The sequence below is a fragment of the Saccharopolyspora sp. NPDC002686 genome (assembly GCF_040295745.1).
In the GTDB taxonomy this organism is placed as follows: domain Bacteria; phylum Actinomycetota; class Actinomycetes; order Mycobacteriales; family Pseudonocardiaceae; genus Saccharopolyspora; species Saccharopolyspora oryzae.
Window position 1 is genome coordinate 1 of the sequence record NZ_JBEOVY010000139.1, and the last position, 18,379, is coordinate 18,379.

Consider the following 18,379-nt stretch of genomic DNA (forward strand, 5'->3'; position numbering starts at 1 on the left):
GTCGGCGCGCTCGGCCTGCGCACGCTGGACGACCTGCTCAGCCACCTGCCCGACGTCACCCCGCAGCAGCGCGGCAAGCGCACGGCCCGGGCAGCCTCTACGAGGAGCTGAAGCGCCTGCCGGAGCAGCGCCGCCCGGACTACTTCGTCATCTTCGACTCGTGGAGCGTGCACGGCCTCGGCGAAGGCGGGCTGTTCGGCCGCGAGCTGATCACCTTCGAGCTGAAGTCGCCGCGGTTCTCGCACACCACGCTCGGCGGCGGATCCGCCTGCCAGGCCGCGCGGAACTGCGACAAGGTGACCGTCTACCAAGCGGACTGGGACCTGCTGGACTCCGGCGACCAGCCGCTGGAACCGCCGAACGGGCAGATCCGCGACCGCCTCAACGTCGCCGACCTGCGGGACGAGGAGCGGCACGACTACCAGGTCGTCCCCGCGCACCAGGGCTTCCAGCCGCGAACCCACCTCCGCACGGTCATCGGTCCGGACGGCGGGGACGTGGTGGACAGCGGTCGGCACGTCGTCGGGGGAGAGTCCTTCACCTTCCACGACCTGGTGCCCGGCCGGGAGCTGACGATCCTCGGGCGGATCGACCCGACCGAACCGGAAGGCGGCGAGCCGACCGGATCCCGCGCCGTGCAGGTCCGGGCCGACGACGAGCTGGTGGGCACCTGGCGGTTCGACGCGGACCCGCGGGGCTGGGTGGAGACCACCTTCACCATCCCGGCGGAACTGGTCACCGAGCCGACGCTGACCGTCGAGCTCGGCCCGCTGCAGGAGTTCCTCGGCCCGTACCCGGACTACTCGTCCTACACCTACTGGGCCGTGCAGTGAGTGCCTGATCTGCGCAGATTCCAAGCGAACGCCCCGACCGGTGGTCGGGGCGTTCGCGTTCCGAGTCCCAGCAGGTGGACCATCCACTGAGGACTTTCGCATCGGCCCCCGACGGTGGGGCTGGTCGTCGGTCGTCGTGCACGAGCCGCTACTCTGAGCCAGGACGTCTTGATCACCACATCCCGAATCCGGGGCGCGACTTCACATTCGCGTGATCCGGTCGGGTGCATCATGACGCGATGTGCGGAAATCCACTGGATGACCGAGTTGTGCACGGTGCGTTACGAAGGGGTTCGCAAGCGGGTGAACAGCCACGAGATTCCAGTCGGGAACCGGCCTGGTGAGCGCTTTTTTCCCGGTGGTGAGCCGAAAGCGGCATCCCCGAACGGCCTATTCGCGGCGTGACGGCGCCTCGTCGGCAACACCGTTTCCGCCACACCGGAACTCGCAACCACTACTTCTGGTGACCATGTCATGTTCTACTCGTACCTGCGTGCCGGATCATTCCCGGCGCGCTGAGGTACCGGCCCGACGACACTCCGCGCACTCAGGGGTAAAGAGATGATCGCCACGTCGCTGGACACACTGGCGCAACTGAACGTACTGGCGCTGCAGACGCAATTGGGCACAGATGGCATTCGTGGCTGGATCCTCGACAACCTGCTCCCGCTGCTGCTGCTGACCGTCGCGATCCTCCTGCTCTGGCTGGGTGGCGGCAAGGGCGACAACGCCGGCGTGATGCGTCGTGTCGGTGGCGTCGTCGTCGCGCTGGCCATCATCGGACTCGCGGTCACCAACGCAGGTGTGGACATCGGCACGTTCATCGCCGGCCTGTTCAGCACTGGGGGCTGACCAGTGCGAATACGCACCGACGACGAGATCTACCGGGTCGACGCGGTCTGGCTCGGGCCGCCGAAGGCGACCTTCCCGTGGCGGGCCCGCTACGTCGCCTGGGGCGTGGGGATCGTCGTGTTCCTCATCGTGCTCGGCATCGAACGCCGGATGAACATCGGCTTCGGCTTCTTCTCCACCGCCTGGGCGGTGGTCATCACGATCATCGTGACCAAGATCGTCTGCTCGAAGATCGGGCACGAGCGACCGCTGGGCGCGGTGATGGTGATGTGGATGCGCGAACTCACCGCCCCCCGGGAGAAGGCGTCCGGGCGGGGCGGTGCGGCCAGCGCCGCGCGGATCAGGGTGCGCGCCGAGCGCCCGCACCCGAAGCAGAAGGCCCCACGCCGCAAGGCCCCGAAGCAGCAGGCCCGACGCGGCCAACCCCAGCGGCAGCAGCGGACCGGCCGGCCGAAACCGGCGGCCCGCAGCACGGTTCCCAGCAGGCGCGCGCGTAGCAAGGAGGTTCGCGGTGTTCGGTCGCCGGCGAGGCCGTGAGCGCAACACGCAACAAGTTCCGGGTCCCCGCGGTTCGCACGGCAAGGTCCGCAGCGCCAAGGGCAACCCCGGCAAACGCGGCCGGACCCCGGGTGACGAGCAGTCGATCCCGGCCTACACGCCGTCCATCGCGGCGCGGTCCATCGACGGCCACCTGCTGCGCACCGGACAGGACGTGTTCGCCTGGTACCGGCTCTCCCCGCAGCGCTGGTCGTTCCGCTCGGACTCCCAGCGCCAGGACCTGATCGCCGCGATCGCCGGCCAGTACGCCGAGCTGCAGGGCCGCTGGATGCACCTGCGCGTGACCAACCGGCCCTACCCGATCCGGATGTGGGCCGAAGCGCACGTGCACAACTCGCGCAACCCCCTCCCGGACACCCCCGGCGCGCTGAGCTTCGACGACTACATGGTCGGCGAGCAGCAGCAGCTGATGGGCCGCTCCATGGCGGAGAAGGAGGTCTACCTCGGGGTCCAGGTGCAGACCCGCAACGTGGTGGACCGCGCCGTCGAGCGCGCCGCCCCGCTGCTGCGCAAGGTGTTCCCGGAAGCGGTGGACGCCGAGCTCATCGCGCTGGACAGCGAGATCGAGCACCTCGACCAGGTCATCGGCTCGGCCGGGCTGGACGGGCGTCCGGTGACCGCCGAGGAGATCTCCTGGCTGATGCACCGCTCGTGCTCCCTGGGACTGCCCGCGCCGCGCAACCTGCCCGCGGTGCCCGGTGCGCCGTGGGAGCCCGAGGACCTCGCCTCGTTCACCGACGCCTCCGACATGCACCAGGACCCGTACGCGCCGACGGTGACCGTGCGCGGCCGCACCGGGTCCAACGCGGGCGTCACCCGGCACCTCGCGGTGCTCACCGTCGGGCAGAGCCACGGCCTGCAGATCCCCGAGATCGACGACCCGTGGATGCAGCACTCCGACCGGATGCCCGCACCCGTGGAGTGGTCCGCGCGGATCTACGTGCGCCGCCCCGAGGACGTCGGCGGCGAGCTGCAGCGCCAGATGAACAAGGTGCGCTCGCAGGTCCGGCACTACACCGAGGAGCACGGCCTCGAACCACCGACCTCGCTGGCCCGCCAGGCCAACCGGGTGCTCGAGGTCGACGACGAGATGACCTCCGGGTTCACCGCGCTGGCCACCCGCGTCAAGTCCTGGTGGCGGCTCGCGGTGTCCGGGCCGACCGAGCGCGACGCGCTGCGCCTGGCCCAGCAGATCCTCGACCTGTACAAGCCGAAGATCGCCATCGAGCACCCCGAGGCGCAGTACGCGATGGCCCGCGAGTTCATCCCGGGCGAGCCGCTGGCCAACAGCGCCTACCTGCGGCGCGGCTCGGTGGTGTGGGCGGCTTCGGCGGTCCCGCAGGCCACCGCGGAGGTCGGCGACCGGCGCGGCATCCTGCTCGGCGAGACCTGCACCGCCACCCGGCGCCCGGTCGCCTGGGACCCGTGGATGGCGCAGGAGGTCCGGGACGCCTCCGGCCTGACGGCCATCGTCGCAGGCCTGGGCGGCGGCAAGTCGTTCCTGGGCGGCGGCACGGTCTACAAGACGTTGCGGTCCGGGGCGAACTGGACGCTGCTGGACCCGTCCGGTCCGCTGGCCGCGCTGTGCGAGCTGCCCGAGCTGAAGCCCTACGCGCGACCGATCAACCTGCTCAACGCCCAGCCCGGCATCCTCAACCCGTACCGGGTGGTCGCCGAGCCGGAGCTGGAGCACTTCGTCGACGAGGACGACCCGGAGCGCAGCTGGCGTCGCGAACGCGCGCTGGCCGCCGCCACCCGGCGCCGCCTGGTGCTCGACGTGCTGACCGGTCTGCTGCCCTACGAGGTGGCGCGCCTGCCGCAGACCCGGATCGTGCTGCTGCGCGCGGTCCGCGCGGTCGGTGGTCGCCCGGACGCGCACCCGGGCATGGTCTTCGAGGCGCTGCGCCGCGACGCCAGCGAGCACCACGAGCACGCCGTCGTGGTCGCCGACTTCCTGGACGAGATCCGGGAGCGGATGTCGCTGCTGATCCCGGAGGCCAACGCCGACCCGTACTCCGAGCGCCGCGAGGACCGGCTCACCGTGCTGACCATGGCGGGGCTGGCGCTGCCCAAGGACGGCGTGGGGCGCGAGCACTGGACCGACGCCGAAGCCCTCGGCGTGGAGATGCTCAACCTGGCCGCCTGGCTGACCCAGCGGTCGATCTACGAGCGGCCCAAGAACGAGCGCAAGGGCGTCTGGATCGACGAGGCGTTCTTCCTCTCCGAGGTGCCGACCGGTCGCGTGCTGATGAACCGGTTCGCCCGCGACTCCCGGAAGTGGAACGTCCGGGTCCTGCTGTCCAGCCAGATCCCGGACGACTTCCTGCGCATCCAGGGCTTCGTGTCGCTGCTGGACTCGGTGTTCATCGGACGCCTGGACGACGAGAACGCCCAGGCCGACGCGCTGCGCCTGCTCAAGGTGCCGGTCGGCGCCGGGTACGAGCAGGTGGTGGCCGCTCTCGGCCGCAGGCCCGGTCCGGCGCGCAACAGCACCGAGCGGGACCGCTCGCCGCGGCAGTTCATCTTCGGCGACGGCGCGGGTGGTGTGGAGAAGATCCGCATCGACTTCTCCGGCCCGCACCTGGAGCACCTCCGCAACGTCCTGGACACCACGCCCGCCGCGGACGAGGACGTGGAACCGCGGGCGCTGCAACCGGCCGCCGGCGCGAACTCCGATTCGGCTGCGCCCGTGACGAGATCGACCGCGGACTACGCGGAAGACCTCGAGGAGACCTTCGACGAGTTCGAGCTCGAAAGCGTCGGCATCGGATATGGCGATGACGGCAGCGACCGCTCGACCCCCGTGGGCGAGCGGGGTGGGGAAGACGCCCGGTGAGCGGCGCGTTGCTGGCGGTCGCTCTGGCCGCGGTGCTCGTCGTGCTGCTCCGGCGGCGTCGCAAGCGGCCTAGGAACGCCAAGCGCCGGGCGTTCGCGGTGGTCGCCGGGCTGATCGCGATCCAGGCGCTGATCGGTGCCCCGGCCTTCGGCCAGCCCTTCGACTGCAAGGAAGCGCCGAACCCGGAACGCCCCGGCTCCGGCATGGTCGGCGCGCTGGACCCCGGCTCGCTCGGCACCGGTTACCCGGGCAGCCCCTACAACGAGGTCGGCTACTCGGGTCTGGTGTGGCACACCTACGACCTCGGCTGCGGTCCGCAGGGCGTGACCAACCCGAACGCCGTGGTCGACACCTGGGTCGGCAACGAGCTGTTCAACGTCGCGAAGAACCTCGTCGGCGCGACCAACGGCCTGCACTACGCGCTGCTGACCGGGAACCTGCTCGCACCGTTGGACGAGCTGGTCGCCACCGGCACCATCGCGCTCTACGACAGCGTGTTCACCCCGTGGTTCGGGCTGGTCGCGCTGGTGCTGGCGATAGTGCTGTTCCGCTACATCTGGACGGGCGACCTCGCCTCGATCGGCAAGCGGGGCATGTGGGCGCTGGCCGGTCTGTGGTTCGCCTCCGCGACCTACCTGACGCCGCTGGTCTACACGCACGCGCTCGACGACATCCTGATCACCGGCACGTCGGCGGTGCAGGCCGGGTTCCTGCAGGAAGTGGGCGTCGACGAGCGGCACGCGCTGCCGACGCTGCTGCACGACCAGGTCATCTACCGCAACTGGCTGCGCGGGGAGTTCGGCACGCCCGACTCGCCGCAGGCCAACGAGCTCGGCCGCGAGCTGCTGAGCGCCCAGTCGTGGACCCGGCAGGAGGTCAACGACGGGGTCGACGCGGGTTCGGCGGAGCCGAAGAAGCAGAAGTTCCAGGACGTCGCGGGCCGGTTGAGCGGCACGAGCTCCTACGGCTACTTCCAGGGCATCGACGGCAGCCGCGTCGGCGCCGGGGTGCTGGCCACCGTGCAGGCCTTCGCCTACGCCTCGTTCCAGCTGCTGGCCAAGGCGACCATCCTGCTCGCCCAGGTGCTGCTGCGGGTGCTGATCCTGGCCGGGCCGCTGATCGGTCTGGTCGCGCTGCTCTACCACCAGGTGCTGCGCACCATCGGCCGCGTGGCCGGGGCGGCGGTGCTGAACGTGGTCATGATCGCGGCGATGGCCGGGCTGCACACGCTGATCCTGACCTGGATCTTCGACCCGCTGCGCGGGTTCTCCGCGCTGACCCAGATCCTGCTGGCCGCGCTGGTGACCGCGGTGTTCCTGATGGTCGCCAAACCGGTCCGGCGGATCGGGCAGATGGTCGAGCTGTCGGTGGGCACCGTCGGCCGCGCGGTGCCGCGCCCACCGCAGGGCATCTTCTCCCGCTTCCGGCGGGGCCGTCCCCAGGACGACGAGACCGGCAACTTCTGGGAGCGGGCGCGGGGCATGGACCCGGACGCGGAGTACGCCGAGTCCGGCGACGCGCCGCGGCAGAGCTGGCGCGCTCGTCCGGAGGCGCAGCACCCGTCGTCGGTCGCGGCCACCGCGCAGCGCCTGGACCGAGAGGCGCCCGCGGTGGCGGGCCCGCAGAACGCCGCGCTGCCCGGCGGAGCGTCGGCGCGCCGACCTGGCGGGATGCCCGCGCTGCCGGAGGCCCGGACCACCAGCCGGGTCGTCGACACCAACCCGGTCGCGGAGGCCAAGTGGGACGGCATCGACGAGGACCCGGTGCTGATCCCGTCGCGCACCACCGGTTCCCCGATCGCCGGGCAGTCGGAGCCCCAAGGTCCGCGCCGCGCCGAGAAGGAGGTCGTGGCGGGCCGCCCGGTGTACGTGCTCTACCGCCCGTCCCGAGGTCTGGAAGTCGCCGATGGCTGAGGGGATGATCAACAGGGCAGCGGTGTCCCGTGAGGGGCGCCGCCGCTTCGAGGACAGCCGGAAGAAGGGGGCCTGATGCCGATCCGGACGCACCGCGGACGAGCCGCGGTGTACCGCAGGTTGTGGGGCTGGCCGCTGCGCTCTCCCAAGCACCTGGCCGCAGCGGTGATCGCGCTCGCCGCGGTGGCCACGGTGATCGGCTTCCTGCTCCCCGAACCACCACCGAGCCGGTACGTCGCGGAGACCTCCACCAACCGGCCGTCGACGCATTCCGCCGTGGTGCCGCCGAGCCCCACCAAGGCCCCGCCGACGATCTCGGTGCCCGCCGCCCCGCCCGCCCAGGTCTCCCCGGACCCGGCCGGGCTCGCCGTCGTCGAGGAGTGGGGCAAGGCGTGGGTCGACCACCCCGTCGGCCTCGACCGGAAGGCGTGGCTGGACAAGCTGCGCCCCTTCACCACCGACGAGTTCATCACCGAGATGGATTCGGTGGACCCGACCAACGCGGCGAACGTGATCACCGGCGCGCCCACCTCGATCAGCGCGACCGAAGGCGCGATGGTGGTGCGCCTGCCCACCGACATCGGAGTTCTCCGGGTGACCGTGAACCGCACGGCCGCCGGTTGGCGCGTGGCCCAGTACGACGAGGAAGGTTGACATGCGGAAGCTCGTGGTTGCGTTCGTCGTGCTCGCGGGTTTCGCAGGTCTGATCGGCGTCGGCGCGATGACCATGCTGATGACGGGTGGCGGCGGACGCGCGAACTGGTCCACCTGCAGCTCGGACCTCGGTCCGTGGGGCGACGGCGCGGAGCGCGGGGAGAGCGATGCCTCGAAGCTGACCGAGGAGTCGATCGGCATCGTCCAGCGCATCATCGAGATCGGTCAGCAGCGCGGGCTGCCGCCGCGGGCCTGGCAGATCGCGATCCAGGCGGGCAAGACCGAGTCGAACCTGGTCAACGTCTTCCACGGCGACCGCGACTCGCTGGGCATCTTCCAGATGCGGCCGTCCATGGGCTGGGGCAGCGCGCAGCAGGTCACCGACGTGGACTACGCGATCAACAAGTTCTACGACGTGCTGCTGGAGGTGCCCGGCTGGGAGGACATGCGGCCCGGCACCGCGGCCCAGAAGGTGGAGCGCTCGGCGTTCCCGCTGCGCTACCACAAGTGGGAGCCGATGGCCGCGCACCTGGTCAGCGTGCAGGGCGACGTCTCCGGCTTCAGCGGCTGCGAGGACCTGCCGAGCGCGGGTGTGCTGGCCGGTCAGGCGATCCAGTACGCGAACGCGCAGCTCGGCAAGCCGTACGTGTGGGGCGCGGCCGGCCCGGACTCCTTCGACTGCTCCGGCCTGACCCAGCAGGCCTGGAAGGCCGCCGGGGTGGAGATCCCGAAGTACTCGCAGACGCAGTACTTCCAGGGCGGCGTGCACGTGCCGCTGAACCAGGCGCAGCCCGGTGACCTGGTCTTCTGGGGAACCGGCCGGGATCCGAACGGCATCCACCACGTGGCGATCTACCTGGGCGACGAGCAGGTCCTGCACGCGCCGCAACCGGGCGAATCGGTCGAGGTCGAGAAGCTGTGGGACGGCGGCGAACTGCTGCCCGACGTGGTCCGCCCGGCCGCCGACACGCCACCGCAGCAGGCCGCGGTGCCTGCCGGAGGGGGTCAACGTTAGGTAAGAATGACGGCGGCCTGCTGACGTTGAGAGCGCGTGGTCGGTGCGGCGGGGCCTGGGGACCTGCCCGCGCGACTTCTCGGAAAGGGTGCACGATGTTCACACCAGATCCGATCCCGCGGCCGTCCGGTCCGCCCGCGTCGAGCACGCCGCTCGGCGACTACCTCGCCCAGCCGCGTCCGGGGGTGGACCCCGGTTACGCGGTGCTGCCGAGGTCGCTGGCCGAGGCGATGCCGCTGCCGTGGCAGCAGCAGATGAAGAACCTGCTCGCCGAGTTCCACCAGGCCTTCGGACACCTGCAGTGGCCGGTCTACCGGGTCGTGCCGTCCCGCTACGAGCGGCTGGTGGACCTCGACGACGACCAGCTCGCCGAGGTCGGCTGCACCGTGGAGGTCGACGACAACGGCGAGCTCGAGTACCGGATGCGCGACGGGCGCCGGGTCGAGAACCCGGAGACCCACCAGGTCCTGGTGTCCTGCCTGGACCCGATCCCGAAGCAGGACCCGGGCGGCTGGCAGCCGACCCCGGCCGCCCCGCCGCCGCCCGCGTGGTGACCGCGTTCGGACATCCCGGTCGAGTCGGGGCCGGTTGCGTGACAGGTGCGCGCAGTCGTGCGAGGCTCGGAACATGCCCCGCGGAGGTTGGTACTTCTGTTTGAAGCACCGGCAGGTCGAGCCCAAGGCCGGCTGCCGGGCTGCTGAGCGCTTGGGGCCGTACCCGGACCAGGAGACCGCGGCCCGCGCGTTGGAGATAGCCCACGAGCGCACGAAGGCGGCCGACGAGGCCGAGGCGCGCTGGAAAGACGACGAGGACTGATCCTCGTGGCGGCGCCGGGCGGTCCACCTGGTGGCATCGGCGTCGCCGCTGCCGCGATGGACTTCTCGGCCGTCCGGACCGAGCTGGGCCTGCCCGTGGACTACCCGCCCGCCGCGCTGGCGGAGGTCGAGCAGACCGTGGCGCAGCCGGTGCTCACGGGCGCCCGGACCGATGCGACCGATCTGCCGCTGGTCACCGTCGATCCGCAGGGCGCCAAGGACCTCGACCAGGCGGTGCTGATCAACCGCCGCCACCGCGGCTACCGGATCCACTACGCGATCGCCGACGTGGCGGCGTTCGTGCTCCCCGGCGGAGCTCTGGACGTGGAGGCGCGGCGCCGCGGCCAGACCCTCTACCTGCCCGACGGCAACGTCCCGCTGCACCCGACGAGGCTGTCCGAGGACGCCGCGAGCCTGTTACCGGGCCAGGTGCGGGCGGCCGTGCTGTGGACCATCGACCTCGACTCGGACGGGCTGCCCGTTCGAGTCGACGTCCGCCGCGCGCTGGTCCGGTCGGTGGCGCAGCTGGACTACGACGGGGTGCACCGGTCGCTGGAGCGGGGCGTCGCGCACCCGTCGATCGCGCTGCTGCCCGAGGTCGGGCGGTTGCGCCGGGAGCAGGCGATGCGGCGCGGGGCGATCGAGCTCGGACTGCCCGAGCAGCAGGTGGAGTCCGACGGCGCGGGCGGCTGGCAGCTGGTGCTGCGGCCGCGACTGGTGATCGAGGCGTGGAACGCGGAGATCTCGCTGCTCACCGGCATGTGCGCGGCGGAGATGATGCTGTCCGCCGGGATCGGGGTGCTGCGCACGGTGCCGGACCCGGAGCCGGAAACCGTTGCGGGACTGCGTCGTTCGGCGGCCCGGCTCGGCGTGGACTGGCCGGTGGACCTGCCGCCCGCGGTGGCGCTGGCCGAACTGGACCCGATCCGGCCGGAAGCGCTGGCCGTGCACGTGGCGGCGACGCGGCTGCTGCGCGGGGCCGGGTACACCGCCTTCGGCGATGGCGCGCCGGCGAAGGCCAACCACGCGGGCATCGGCGCGTCGTACGCGCACGTCACAGCCCCGCTGCGACGACTGGTCGACCGCTACAGCGCGGAGGTGTGCCTGGCGGTGGCCGGTGACCGCCAGGTGCCCGGATGGGTGCTGGAGGCGCTGGCCGCGCTGCCCTCGGCGATGGGCAGCTCGGACCGGATCGCGGGCCAGGTGGAGCGGGCCTGCATCGCGCAGGCGCAGGCGTGGTCGCTGGTCTCGCGAGTGGGGGAGGAGTTCCCGGCCACCGTGCTGCGCGCCGCCAACGGCGTGGCGGGCGAGGTGTTCGTGGCGGACCCGCCGGTCATCGCCCGTTGCACCGGTGGTGGGCTCGGCGAAGGGCAGCAGGTCCGGGTGCGGCTCGTGGTGGCCGATCCGTCGCGCCGCGAGGTCGCGTTCGAAGTGGCCTGACGCACACCCCCGTGGCGGATTCCCCAGCACCGGTCGATCGTTGACGCAGCAGTACGGTCGACGGTGACGAAAGGGGCCAGAGGTGGCTGAAGTGCGGGAGATGACCATCGGAGTCCTCGGCGGGACCGGGGCGCAGGGCCGCGGGCTGGCGATCCGGTGGGCGAAGGCGGGGCTGAAGGTCGTCATCGGCTCGCGCAACGCCGAACGCGCCGAGCAGGCGGCGGAGGAGATCGTCGAGATCGCGGGCGGTGACGTCACCGGCCAGGACAACGCGGGCTGCGCGGCGGCCTCGGACATCGTGCTGGCGGCGCTGCCGTGGGAGGGGCACGCGGAGACGCTGAAGTCCCTGGAATCGCAGCTGGCGGGCAAGATCGTGATCGACTGCGTGAACCCGCTGGGCTTCGACAAGAAGGGTCCGTTCGCGCTGCCGGTGGAGGAGGGCAGCGCGGCGCAGCAGGCGGAGCAGCTGCTGCCGGAGTCGCGGGTGACCGCGGCGTTCCACCACGTCTCGGCGGTGACCCTGGCCGACCTGACCGTCGACGACGTGGACCTCGACGTCCTCGTCCTCGGCGACGACCGCGAAGCCACCGACGTGGTCCGCGCCCTGGCGGACGCGATCCCCGGCGTCCGCGGCATCTACGGCGGCCGGCTCCGCAACGCCCACCAGGTGGAGGCGTTCACGGCGAACCTCATCGCGATCAACCGCCGCTACAAAGCCCACGCAGGCCTCCGCATCACGGACGTCTGATCTTCCTGTTTCCGGGCTCGGCGGCGAATCGAGGCAAAAGATCAACGACCGCTGGCTCTGGGGGTTTGCCCCGGCGTTGTTGGCGGGGGAGCGGCACCCTGGGCTTCGGAGGTGGTGGCGGTGCTGCCGGAGGAAGCGAGTTCCTGGAGCGACGACGAGCGGGAGCGGGCCGACGCCCTGCTCGACGGCCACGCCGTCGTGGTCAACGTCCGCAAGGGCGGCCCGCACAAGCACCTGGTGCCGTGGCTGGAGGAGACCGGGCTGCTGACCTACGTGGGGCACTCCGGCCCGCGGCACTCCTGGCCGGACTCGGAGTTCGCCAGCCCGTTCCTCAAGGAGGCCAAGGTCGACCGGGAGGCGATGGTCCGGCACTACGAGCAGTGGCTCGACGACCAGCCGAACCTGCTGGCCAAGCTCCGCGAGGGCGAGCTCTCCGGTCGAGCGCTGGGCTGCTGGTGCGCTCCGAAGCCCTGCCACGCCGACGTCCTGGCCAGACGAGCGGGCTGAGCGGTGGTCAATTTCGCACGAAATTGACCATCCGCGCGCCGACGGAGCGGTCACATCTCGGCGCGACGCCCGCCGTCCACCGTCCAGGCGGCTCCGGTGACGTAGGAGGCCTTGGGCGAGAGCAGGAACGCCGCCACTGCGGCGAGCTCGGCCGGATCGCCGGAGCGGCGCAGCGCCGCCGCCTGCTCGGCGGCCTCCTGCGACTGGGGGTTCCCGGCGGCGAGCTCGCGAGCGCGTTCGGTGTCGAAGCGACCCGGCAGCAGCGCGTTGACCCGGACACCGCGCGGACCGACCTCGTTGGCCAGGTCCTTGACGAAGCCCTGGGTGGCCGGGCGCGCGACGTTCGAGCTGGCCAGCCCGGTCAGCGGCTCCGCACCCGAGGTGGAGGTCAGCACGACCACCGAACCGCCGTCGCCGAGCTCAGCGGCGACTTCGCGCGCCATGCGGATCGGCGCGATGGTGGCGATCTCCAGCCCCCGCCGCAGCGCGTCGTCGTCCAGCCCGCTCGGCATCCCGGCCGGCGGACCGCCGTGGCTGACGAAGAGCCCGTCCAGCCGACCGAACTGCTCCCGCGCGTAGTCGATCAGCCGACGAGGCGTGCCGGGGTCGGTCAGGTCCGCCGCGAGCCCGCGCGCCCGGTCACCGAGCTCATCGACCGCCTTCGAGGTGTTCTCCTCGGACGAGGACGAGACGACGACGTCGGCGCCCTCGTCCACCAAGGCCCGAGCGGTGGCGAACCCGAGCCCCTTGCTGGCGCCGGTGACGATGAAGCATCGCCCGGAAAGATCCAAATCCATGCCCGGAACCCTAAGCAGGTCGGCCCACCACCGGAACCCAGCACGGCACCAGACCACAGTTTCAATGGAAACTGCGCGCATCAGACCGCAGTTTCAATTGAAACTGCGCGCGGCGGGTTGCAGTTTCAATTGAAACTGCGGTGCTTGTGGCGGGGCATACCGTGGGGTCATGGCTGAGGCTCAGTTCGGGGCGGAGACGTCGAAGCGCGGCGAGTGGGTGCGGCAGGCGAACCGGTTCACCGACCGGATCACCGCCGATGGTTCCTCCGGGTGGCCGGTGGAACCGGACCGGTACCGGCTGGTGGTGAGCCTGGCCTGCCCGTGGGCGCACCGGTCGGTGATCGTCCGCCGCCTGCTGGGCCTGGAGGACGTCCTGTCGCTGGGCGTCGTGGACCCGATCCGCGACGCGCGCGGCTGGCGGTTCAGCCTCGACGCGGACGGCCGCGATCCGGTCACCGGGATCTCCTTCCTCTCCGAGGCCTACTTGGCCGCCGACCCGGAGTTCGCCGGGCGGTACACGGTTCCGGCGATCCTCGACGTGGCCGAGCGCAAGGTCGTCACCAACGACTACCCGCAGATCACCCTGGACCTGTCCACGCAGTGGCGCGCCCACCACCGCGAAGGCGCCCCGCAGCTGTACCCCGAACACCTGCGCGCGGAGATCGACGAGGTCAACGCCGCGGTCTACGCCGACGTCAACAACGGCGTGTACCGCTGCGGCTTCGCCACCTCGCAGCAGGCCTACGAGCAGGCCTTCGAGCGGCTGTTCGCCCGCCTGGACTGGCTCTCCGAGCGGCTGGCCGATCGCCGCTACCTGGTCGGCGACACGATCACCGAGGCCGACGTCCGGCTGTTCACCACGCTGGTCCGCTTCGACGCGGTCTACCACGGCCACTTCAAGTGCAACCGGCAGAAGCTGTCCGAGCTCCCGGTGCTGTGGGCCTACGCCCGGGACCTGTTCCAGACCCCGGGTTTCGGCGACACGGTCGACTTCGACCACATCAAGCGCCACTACTACGCGACGCACCACCAGATCAACCCGACGGGCATCGTCCCGCTCGGCCCGGACCCATCCGGCTGGCGCACCCCGCACGGCCGGGAATCCTTGGGCGGCAAGCCCTTTGGCGAGGGAACGCCGCCGGCCTAGAGGGCGGGGCGGAGCTGTGCGTGCGCCCAGGCCGCGAGCGTGGTCGGCGTGGTGGTGAGGATGCTGCGCTCGTCCTCGGGCGTGAAGCCGTCGAGCTGCCCGGTCGACATGCCGACGATGCCCTCGACCTGCCCGCTGCTCAAACCGGCTGCCCGCAGCGAGGCGCGGAACTCGTCAGCGGAAATGCAGGAGCAGCTGCACGACTCGGGAGCCCACGTGTCCGGTGGGTGTGGTGACGACGATCTTCCTGCGCGTGTGCTCGTGTTCCATGCCCGGCACGCTACGGTCGATCGCGGTCGGATCCTGACCGCAATCGACCGCAGCGCCACCTCAGTTGAAGGAGTGCTCCGCGGCGGGGAAGGAGCGCCCGCGCACGTCTTCGGCGAAGCGGGTCGCGGCGTCGGCGAGGATGCCGCCCACGTCGGCGTAGCGCTTGACGAACCGCGCCGTCCGACCGGTGTTCATCCCCGACATGTCGGTCCACACCAGCACCTGCGCGTCGCAGTCCGGACCGGCGCCGATGCCGACCGTCGGGATGCGCAGCTCGGCGGTGACCTGCTTGGCCGCATCGGCCGCCACCATCTCGAGCACGACCGCGAACGCGCCGGCCTCCTGCACCGCCAGCGCGTCGGCCAGCAGTTCCTCGGCCTTGTCGCCGCGTCCCTGCACCCGGTACCCGCCGAGCCCGTGCTCGCTCTGCGGGGTGAAACCGATGTGCGCCATGACCGGAATACCGGCGGATACCAGCGCTTCGACCTGCGGGGTGTAGCGCCGCCCGCCCTCCAGCTTGACCGCGTGCGCGCGCCCTTCCTTCATGAACCGCGTCGCGGTGGCCAGCGCCTGCTCCGGCGAGGCCTGGTAGGAGCCGAACGGCAGGTCGGCCACCACCAGCGAGTGCTCGGCGGAGCGGGTCACCGCGCGGACCAGCGGCAGCAGTTCGTCCACGGTCACCGGTAGCGAGGACTCGTAGCCGTAGACGTTGTTCGCCGCCGAGTCGCCGACCAGCAGCACGGGGATCCCGGCCTCGTCGAAGATCCGCGCCGTGTACATGTCGTAGGAGGTGAGCATCGGCCAGGCTTCGCCGCGCTCCTTCATCTGCTGCAGGTGGTGGATCCGGACTCGCCGCTTGGTGGGGGTCGAGCCGTACGGAGCAGCCGTTTCGCCCTGGTTCTGGGCAGCAGTCATCGTTGACCGTCCTGTTCCCTCGAGGCCTGCTGAGCAGGTCCCCGGGTCGTTGCGGATGGTTGCACCGACAGCGTCGCACGGTCCGGCGGCTTCCCCGATACCCGGCGGAGCAACGTCACACCGGGAGGCTTTCGCCTCTTGCCACTGCGCGGCGCGAGCGGAGCATTCGGGGCGGGAGGGATCGGAGATGCGCAACCAGGACACCCACCGCAAGCTGCACGAGCTGTTCAACGAGCGCGAACTCGACGAGATCGACCACTACATCGGCGCCGACTTCGCCTACATCGACCACCCGCGGCGCGGCACCATGCACACGCTGGCCCAGTTCAAGGAGTGGCTGGGGGAGTGGATCAGCGCGTTCTCGGATGCGCGGGTGATCGGCGCGTCCTACGTCGACGGCCCCGGTTTCTCGGTGGCCTACTTCCACGGCCGCGGTCTGAACGACGGCAAGCTCCGCAGGCACGCCGCGACCGGCCGCCAGATGGACGCCGCCTTCTGCGAGACGTTGCGCTACGACCAGCACGGCCGGGCCATCGGCGGCGAGGTTTACTACGACCAGCTGACCTTGCTGGCCCAGCTGGGCCTGCTCGAGGAGGTCAAGGCCCGCCACGCGTGAGCGGTCAACCGATCCACGGCTCGGAGATGCGCTGGTAGGTGCCGTCGTGCATCGCCAGGTTGAGCCACTGGTCGACGTACTGCTGGAACACCACGTCGCCCTGCGGCAGCAGGTAGGCCTTCTCGCTGAAGGTGAACGGCTGGTCCGGGTGCAGCGAGCACAGCTCGGGGTGCTGCTTGGCCTGCCAGCGGGTCTCGGCGGCGTCGGTCATCATCAGGTCGGCCTTGCCGTCGATGATCTGCTGGAAGATCGTGTTGTTGTCCGGGTGGTCGACGATGGTGGCCCGCTTGAGGTGCTCCCGGGCGAACTTCTCGTTCGTGCCGCCGGGATTGACGACGGCCCGGACCCCGGGCTGGTCGATCTGCTCCAGCGTCTGGAACCGCGCGGCGTTCTCGCAGCGGGTGATCGGCGTCTTTCCGTCCACGACGTAGGCCTTGGTGAAGAACGCGGCGCGTGCGCGTTCCATCGTGATCGACACCCCGCCGACGGCGATGTCGCACTTGCCGGTGAAGTCCTCGACCAGCGTCTTCCAGGTGGTGGGCACGATGGTGGCCCGGACCCCGAGCTGCTCGGCCAGGTCGTGCGCCATGTCGATGTCGATGCCGCTCCACTCACCGGCCTGATCCCGGTAGGTGAACGGCCGGTAGTCCCCGGTGCTGCACACCCGGAGTTCCCCGCGCTGCACGACCTCGTCCAACCGGTTGGCGGCAGCCGCGGGCTCCGGTGCCGATGTGCACGACGCGCTCACCGCGACGACCCCGGCCACGACGACCCCGACCCCGAACCGCTTCCACCGCATGCCGCCCACCTCTCGATCTCGGACGATCATGCATAACCCGCCAGACCGGCAAAATCCAGACCTGGATCGGTCACCGGGCAACCGCAGCCCGTCCGGTGCGTCCAAGGGGCATGGAAGATCGGACGAGGATCAGATCTGCTGGTTTCTGGGCGGGGATCGCGGCGTTGTCGGTCTTCCCGCTCGCACTGCTGATGATCTTCTACGACATTTGGACGATCGGCACGCTCTGGCGCAAGTGCGATCTCGTCGAAGCCGGCGGCGGTTTCATGCTGACCTTCATCGTCTTCCCGATCGCGATCGTCATCAACCTCCTCCTGGTGCCGATCGGTGCTCTGGTGTTCGCGATCTGCCGACGCGTCGCGAACCGCTTGGTGACCGAAAAGCAGTGGACGCGGGGCTCGGCGCAGGGCCTGATGATCCCGGTCGGCGCGGGTGCGGTGCTGGCGCTCGCGGTGCTCGCATCGGTGCTGATCGTGTCCGGCACCAACGCCCAGATCCCGTCGGACTACCCGACGACCTGCTACGAACTGGGCGACGGCAAGTTCCGAGGCCCGCAGCGATGAGTTCTGGGCGGCTCGGTGGTCTACCCGGGCAGGACTGAGGAGGTCGGTCATGGACGAGACGTTCACCGCGGAACTGCTGCAGAGCCCGGAGCCGGGCGGTTGGACCTACGTGGTCTGGCCGAGGTCGGCGGAGTACTTCGGCACCCGCGGTCTGGTGAAGGTCCGCGGCACGGTCGACGGCGAGCCGTTCCGGAGCTCCTTCATGGCCCTGGGCGACGGCACCCACAAGCTCCCGGTGAAGGCCGCGATCCGGGCGAAGATCGGCAAGCAGGCCGGGGACGAGGTCGTCGTCCGCCTGCTGGAGCGCCTCTGACCTGCGATTTCCACGCTGGGAAAAACGGTGAAAAACATGATGCAACCAAAAGGCCGGCTCAACGTCTAATGGGACGGGGAGTGCGTGGGACGCGGGAGGGGGGACCTGGGGGTACCTCCCTCCCGCACCCCGCGCCCCGCATCGCTTCAGGCCCCGGCTGATCGGATGATGCCCCGGTGACGTCCTTCTACCACGTGTGCTTCGTCGTGCCCGACCTGGAGCGCGCGATGCGCGACTTCGAGAACGCCAGCGGCGTCGAGTGGGGCGAACCGCAGACCAGCACCCTGGGCGACTGGCAGTACCGCATCGTCTTCACCCGGGGCGGAGCCCCGTTCATCGAGCTGATCGAAGGCCCGCCGGGAAGCCCGTGGGACGCCTCGGCGGGAGCCCGCTTCGACCACCTCGGCTACTGGACGACGGACCTGCAAGCCGGCTCCCGGCGCCTGGAATCCCACGGCATCCCCGAGGACTTCTCCGGCTGCCCGCACGGCAGGGCCTTCGCCTACCACCGAATGGACTCGATCGGAGCCCGGATCGAACTGGTGGAAACGTCCCGCCAACCGGCCTTCCTCGAAACCTGGCACCCCACCGGCCCCCCGATGCCGACCATCGACGAAGCCCCCTGACGAGGCGAAGGCGCTCTTCGGTCCGATGTGGATGAACCTTTTGCCTGGTGAAGACCCGTGAGTACTTTGGGGGCCTATAGCGCCACAAAGTAATCACGGGTACTGACCAGGCAAGTCGTCCGAGGTTATCGGCGCGAATAGCGTTGCGGTGGGAGGCTGGGG

Annotated in this window: 20 protein-coding genes and 1 pseudogene; 17 read left to right on the forward strand and 4 right to left on the reverse strand. The window is 70.7% G+C overall.

The window, feature by feature from the left end:
* From ABTZ89_RS19455 to ABTZ89_RS19510, 12 genes and pseudogenes are all read left to right on the forward strand, one after another.
* Positions 1-833 (forward strand): annotated as a pseudogene (locus ABTZ89_RS19455) (hypothetical protein); the annotation flags it as partial.
* A gap of 561 nt (positions 834-1,394) precedes the next feature.
* The gene (locus tag ABTZ89_RS19460; RefSeq protein ID WP_270949790.1) at positions 1,395-1,685 is read left to right on the forward strand and encodes a hypothetical protein; all 291 of its coding nucleotides are present in this window, start codon (positions 1,395-1,397) and stop codon (positions 1,683-1,685) included.
* Positions 1,686-1,688: 3 nt separating this feature from the next.
* Positions 1,689-2,222, forward strand: a complete 534-nt coding sequence (locus ABTZ89_RS19465; protein WP_270949789.1) for a hypothetical protein — start codon at positions 1,689-1,691, stop codon at positions 2,220-2,222.
* Positions 2,197-5,079, forward strand: a complete 2,883-nt coding sequence (locus ABTZ89_RS19470) for an ATP-binding protein (RefSeq protein WP_408641859.1) — start codon at positions 2,197-2,199, stop codon at positions 5,077-5,079. Before ABTZ89_RS19465 ends, ABTZ89_RS19470 begins: the two co-directional genes overlap by 26 nt.
* Entirely contained in the window at positions 5,076-6,992 is a 1,917-nt protein-coding gene (locus ABTZ89_RS19475) for a hypothetical protein (RefSeq protein WP_351046520.1), read from the forward strand. Before ABTZ89_RS19470 ends, ABTZ89_RS19475 begins: the two co-directional genes overlap by 4 nt.
* A 75-nt stretch (positions 6,993-7,067) precedes the next feature.
* Positions 7,068-7,646: a hypothetical protein gene (locus tag ABTZ89_RS19480; RefSeq protein ID WP_270949787.1), complete on the forward strand. Its 579-nt coding sequence runs from the start codon at positions 7,068-7,070 to the stop codon at positions 7,644-7,646.
* Position 7,647: 1 nt separating this feature from the next.
* Positions 7,648-8,661, forward strand: coding sequence for a C40 family peptidase (locus ABTZ89_RS19485; RefSeq protein ID WP_351046523.1), 1,014 nt, complete (start codon positions 7,648-7,650; stop codon positions 8,659-8,661).
* 95 nt (positions 8,662-8,756) lie between these two features.
* A complete protein-coding gene (locus ABTZ89_RS19490) occupies positions 8,757-9,215 on the forward strand; it encodes a hypothetical protein (RefSeq protein ID WP_270949785.1) in 459 nt (152 codons plus the stop codon).
* 100 nt (positions 9,216-9,315) lie between these two features.
* Positions 9,316-9,477, forward strand: a complete 162-nt coding sequence (locus ABTZ89_RS19495) for a hypothetical protein (RefSeq protein ID WP_351046527.1) — start codon at positions 9,316-9,318, stop codon at positions 9,475-9,477.
* A 5-nt stretch (positions 9,478-9,482) separates the two neighbouring features.
* Positions 9,483-10,916, forward strand: a complete 1,434-nt coding sequence (locus ABTZ89_RS19500) for an RNB domain-containing ribonuclease (protein ID WP_270949783.1) — start codon at positions 9,483-9,485, stop codon at positions 10,914-10,916.
* 82 nt (positions 10,917-10,998) lie between these two features.
* The gene (gene npdG, locus ABTZ89_RS19505) at positions 10,999-11,664 is read left to right on the forward strand and encodes an NADPH-dependent F420 reductase (protein ID WP_351046530.1); all 666 of its coding nucleotides are present in this window, start codon (positions 10,999-11,001) and stop codon (positions 11,662-11,664) included.
* 120 nt (positions 11,665-11,784) lie between these two features.
* Positions 11,785-12,171, forward strand: a complete 387-nt coding sequence (locus tag ABTZ89_RS19510; protein WP_351046533.1) for a DUF4326 domain-containing protein — start codon at positions 11,785-11,787, stop codon at positions 12,169-12,171.
* 50 nt (positions 12,172-12,221) lie between these two features.
* Here the strand turns inward: ABTZ89_RS19510 and ABTZ89_RS19515 are convergent, their stop codons facing one another.
* Positions 12,222-12,968, reverse strand: a complete 747-nt coding sequence (locus ABTZ89_RS19515; RefSeq protein WP_351046536.1) for an SDR family NAD(P)-dependent oxidoreductase — start codon at positions 12,966-12,968, stop codon at positions 12,222-12,224.
* Positions 12,969-13,137: 169 nt separating this feature from the next.
* Between ABTZ89_RS19515 and ABTZ89_RS19520 the strand changes: the two genes are divergently transcribed.
* Positions 13,138-14,115, forward strand: coding sequence for a glutathione S-transferase family protein (locus ABTZ89_RS19520; protein WP_351046538.1), 978 nt, complete (start codon positions 13,138-13,140; stop codon positions 14,113-14,115).
* On the opposite strand, the gene ABTZ89_RS19525 is transcribed toward ABTZ89_RS19520, so the two are convergent.
* Both ABTZ89_RS19525 and panB read right to left on the reverse strand, forming a co-directional pair.
* On the reverse strand, positions 14,112-14,258 hold the full coding sequence (locus ABTZ89_RS19525; RefSeq protein WP_351046541.1) for a hypothetical protein: 147 nt from the start codon (positions 14,256-14,258) through the stop codon (positions 14,112-14,114). The genes ABTZ89_RS19520 and ABTZ89_RS19525 overlap by 4 nt on opposite strands.
* Positions 14,259-14,445: 187 nt before the next feature.
* Positions 14,446-15,300 carry a 3-methyl-2-oxobutanoate hydroxymethyltransferase gene (panB, locus tag ABTZ89_RS19530; RefSeq protein ID WP_351046544.1) on the reverse strand — a complete coding sequence of 285 codons (855 nt, stop codon included), beginning with the start codon at positions 15,298-15,300 and terminating at the stop codon, positions 14,446-14,448.
* A 187-nt stretch (positions 15,301-15,487) separates the two neighbouring features.
* Between panB and ABTZ89_RS19535 the strand changes: the two genes are divergently transcribed.
* Entirely contained in the window at positions 15,488-15,916 is a 429-nt protein-coding gene (locus tag ABTZ89_RS19535; RefSeq protein ID WP_351046547.1) for an ester cyclase, read from the forward strand.
* A gap of 4 nt (positions 15,917-15,920) precedes the next feature.
* On the opposite strand, the gene ABTZ89_RS19540 is transcribed toward ABTZ89_RS19535, so the two are convergent.
* A complete protein-coding gene (locus ABTZ89_RS19540; protein ID WP_351046550.1) occupies positions 15,921-16,715 on the reverse strand; it encodes a transporter substrate-binding domain-containing protein in 795 nt (264 codons plus the stop codon).
* 164 nt (positions 16,716-16,879) lie between these two features.
* Between ABTZ89_RS19540 and ABTZ89_RS19545 the strand changes: the two genes are divergently transcribed.
* The 3 genes from ABTZ89_RS19545 to ABTZ89_RS19555 all read left to right on the forward strand — a co-directional run bounded on the left by ABTZ89_RS19545 (position 16,880) and on the right by ABTZ89_RS19555 (position 18,217).
* Positions 16,880-17,278 (forward strand): hypothetical protein, encoded by a 399-nt coding sequence (locus ABTZ89_RS19545; protein WP_351046553.1) that lies wholly within the window; start codon positions 16,880-16,882, stop codon positions 17,276-17,278.
* A 49-nt stretch (positions 17,279-17,327) separates the two neighbouring features.
* Complete coding sequence (locus ABTZ89_RS19550; RefSeq protein ID WP_270949773.1) at positions 17,328-17,591, forward strand: DUF1905 domain-containing protein; 264 nt, start codon at positions 17,328-17,330, stop codon at positions 17,589-17,591.
* A 176-nt stretch (positions 17,592-17,767) separates the two neighbouring features.
* A complete protein-coding gene (locus tag ABTZ89_RS19555; RefSeq protein ID WP_270949772.1) occupies positions 17,768-18,217 on the forward strand; it encodes a VOC family protein in 450 nt (149 codons plus the stop codon).
* The last annotated feature ends 162 nt before the right edge of the window (positions 18,218-18,379 follow it).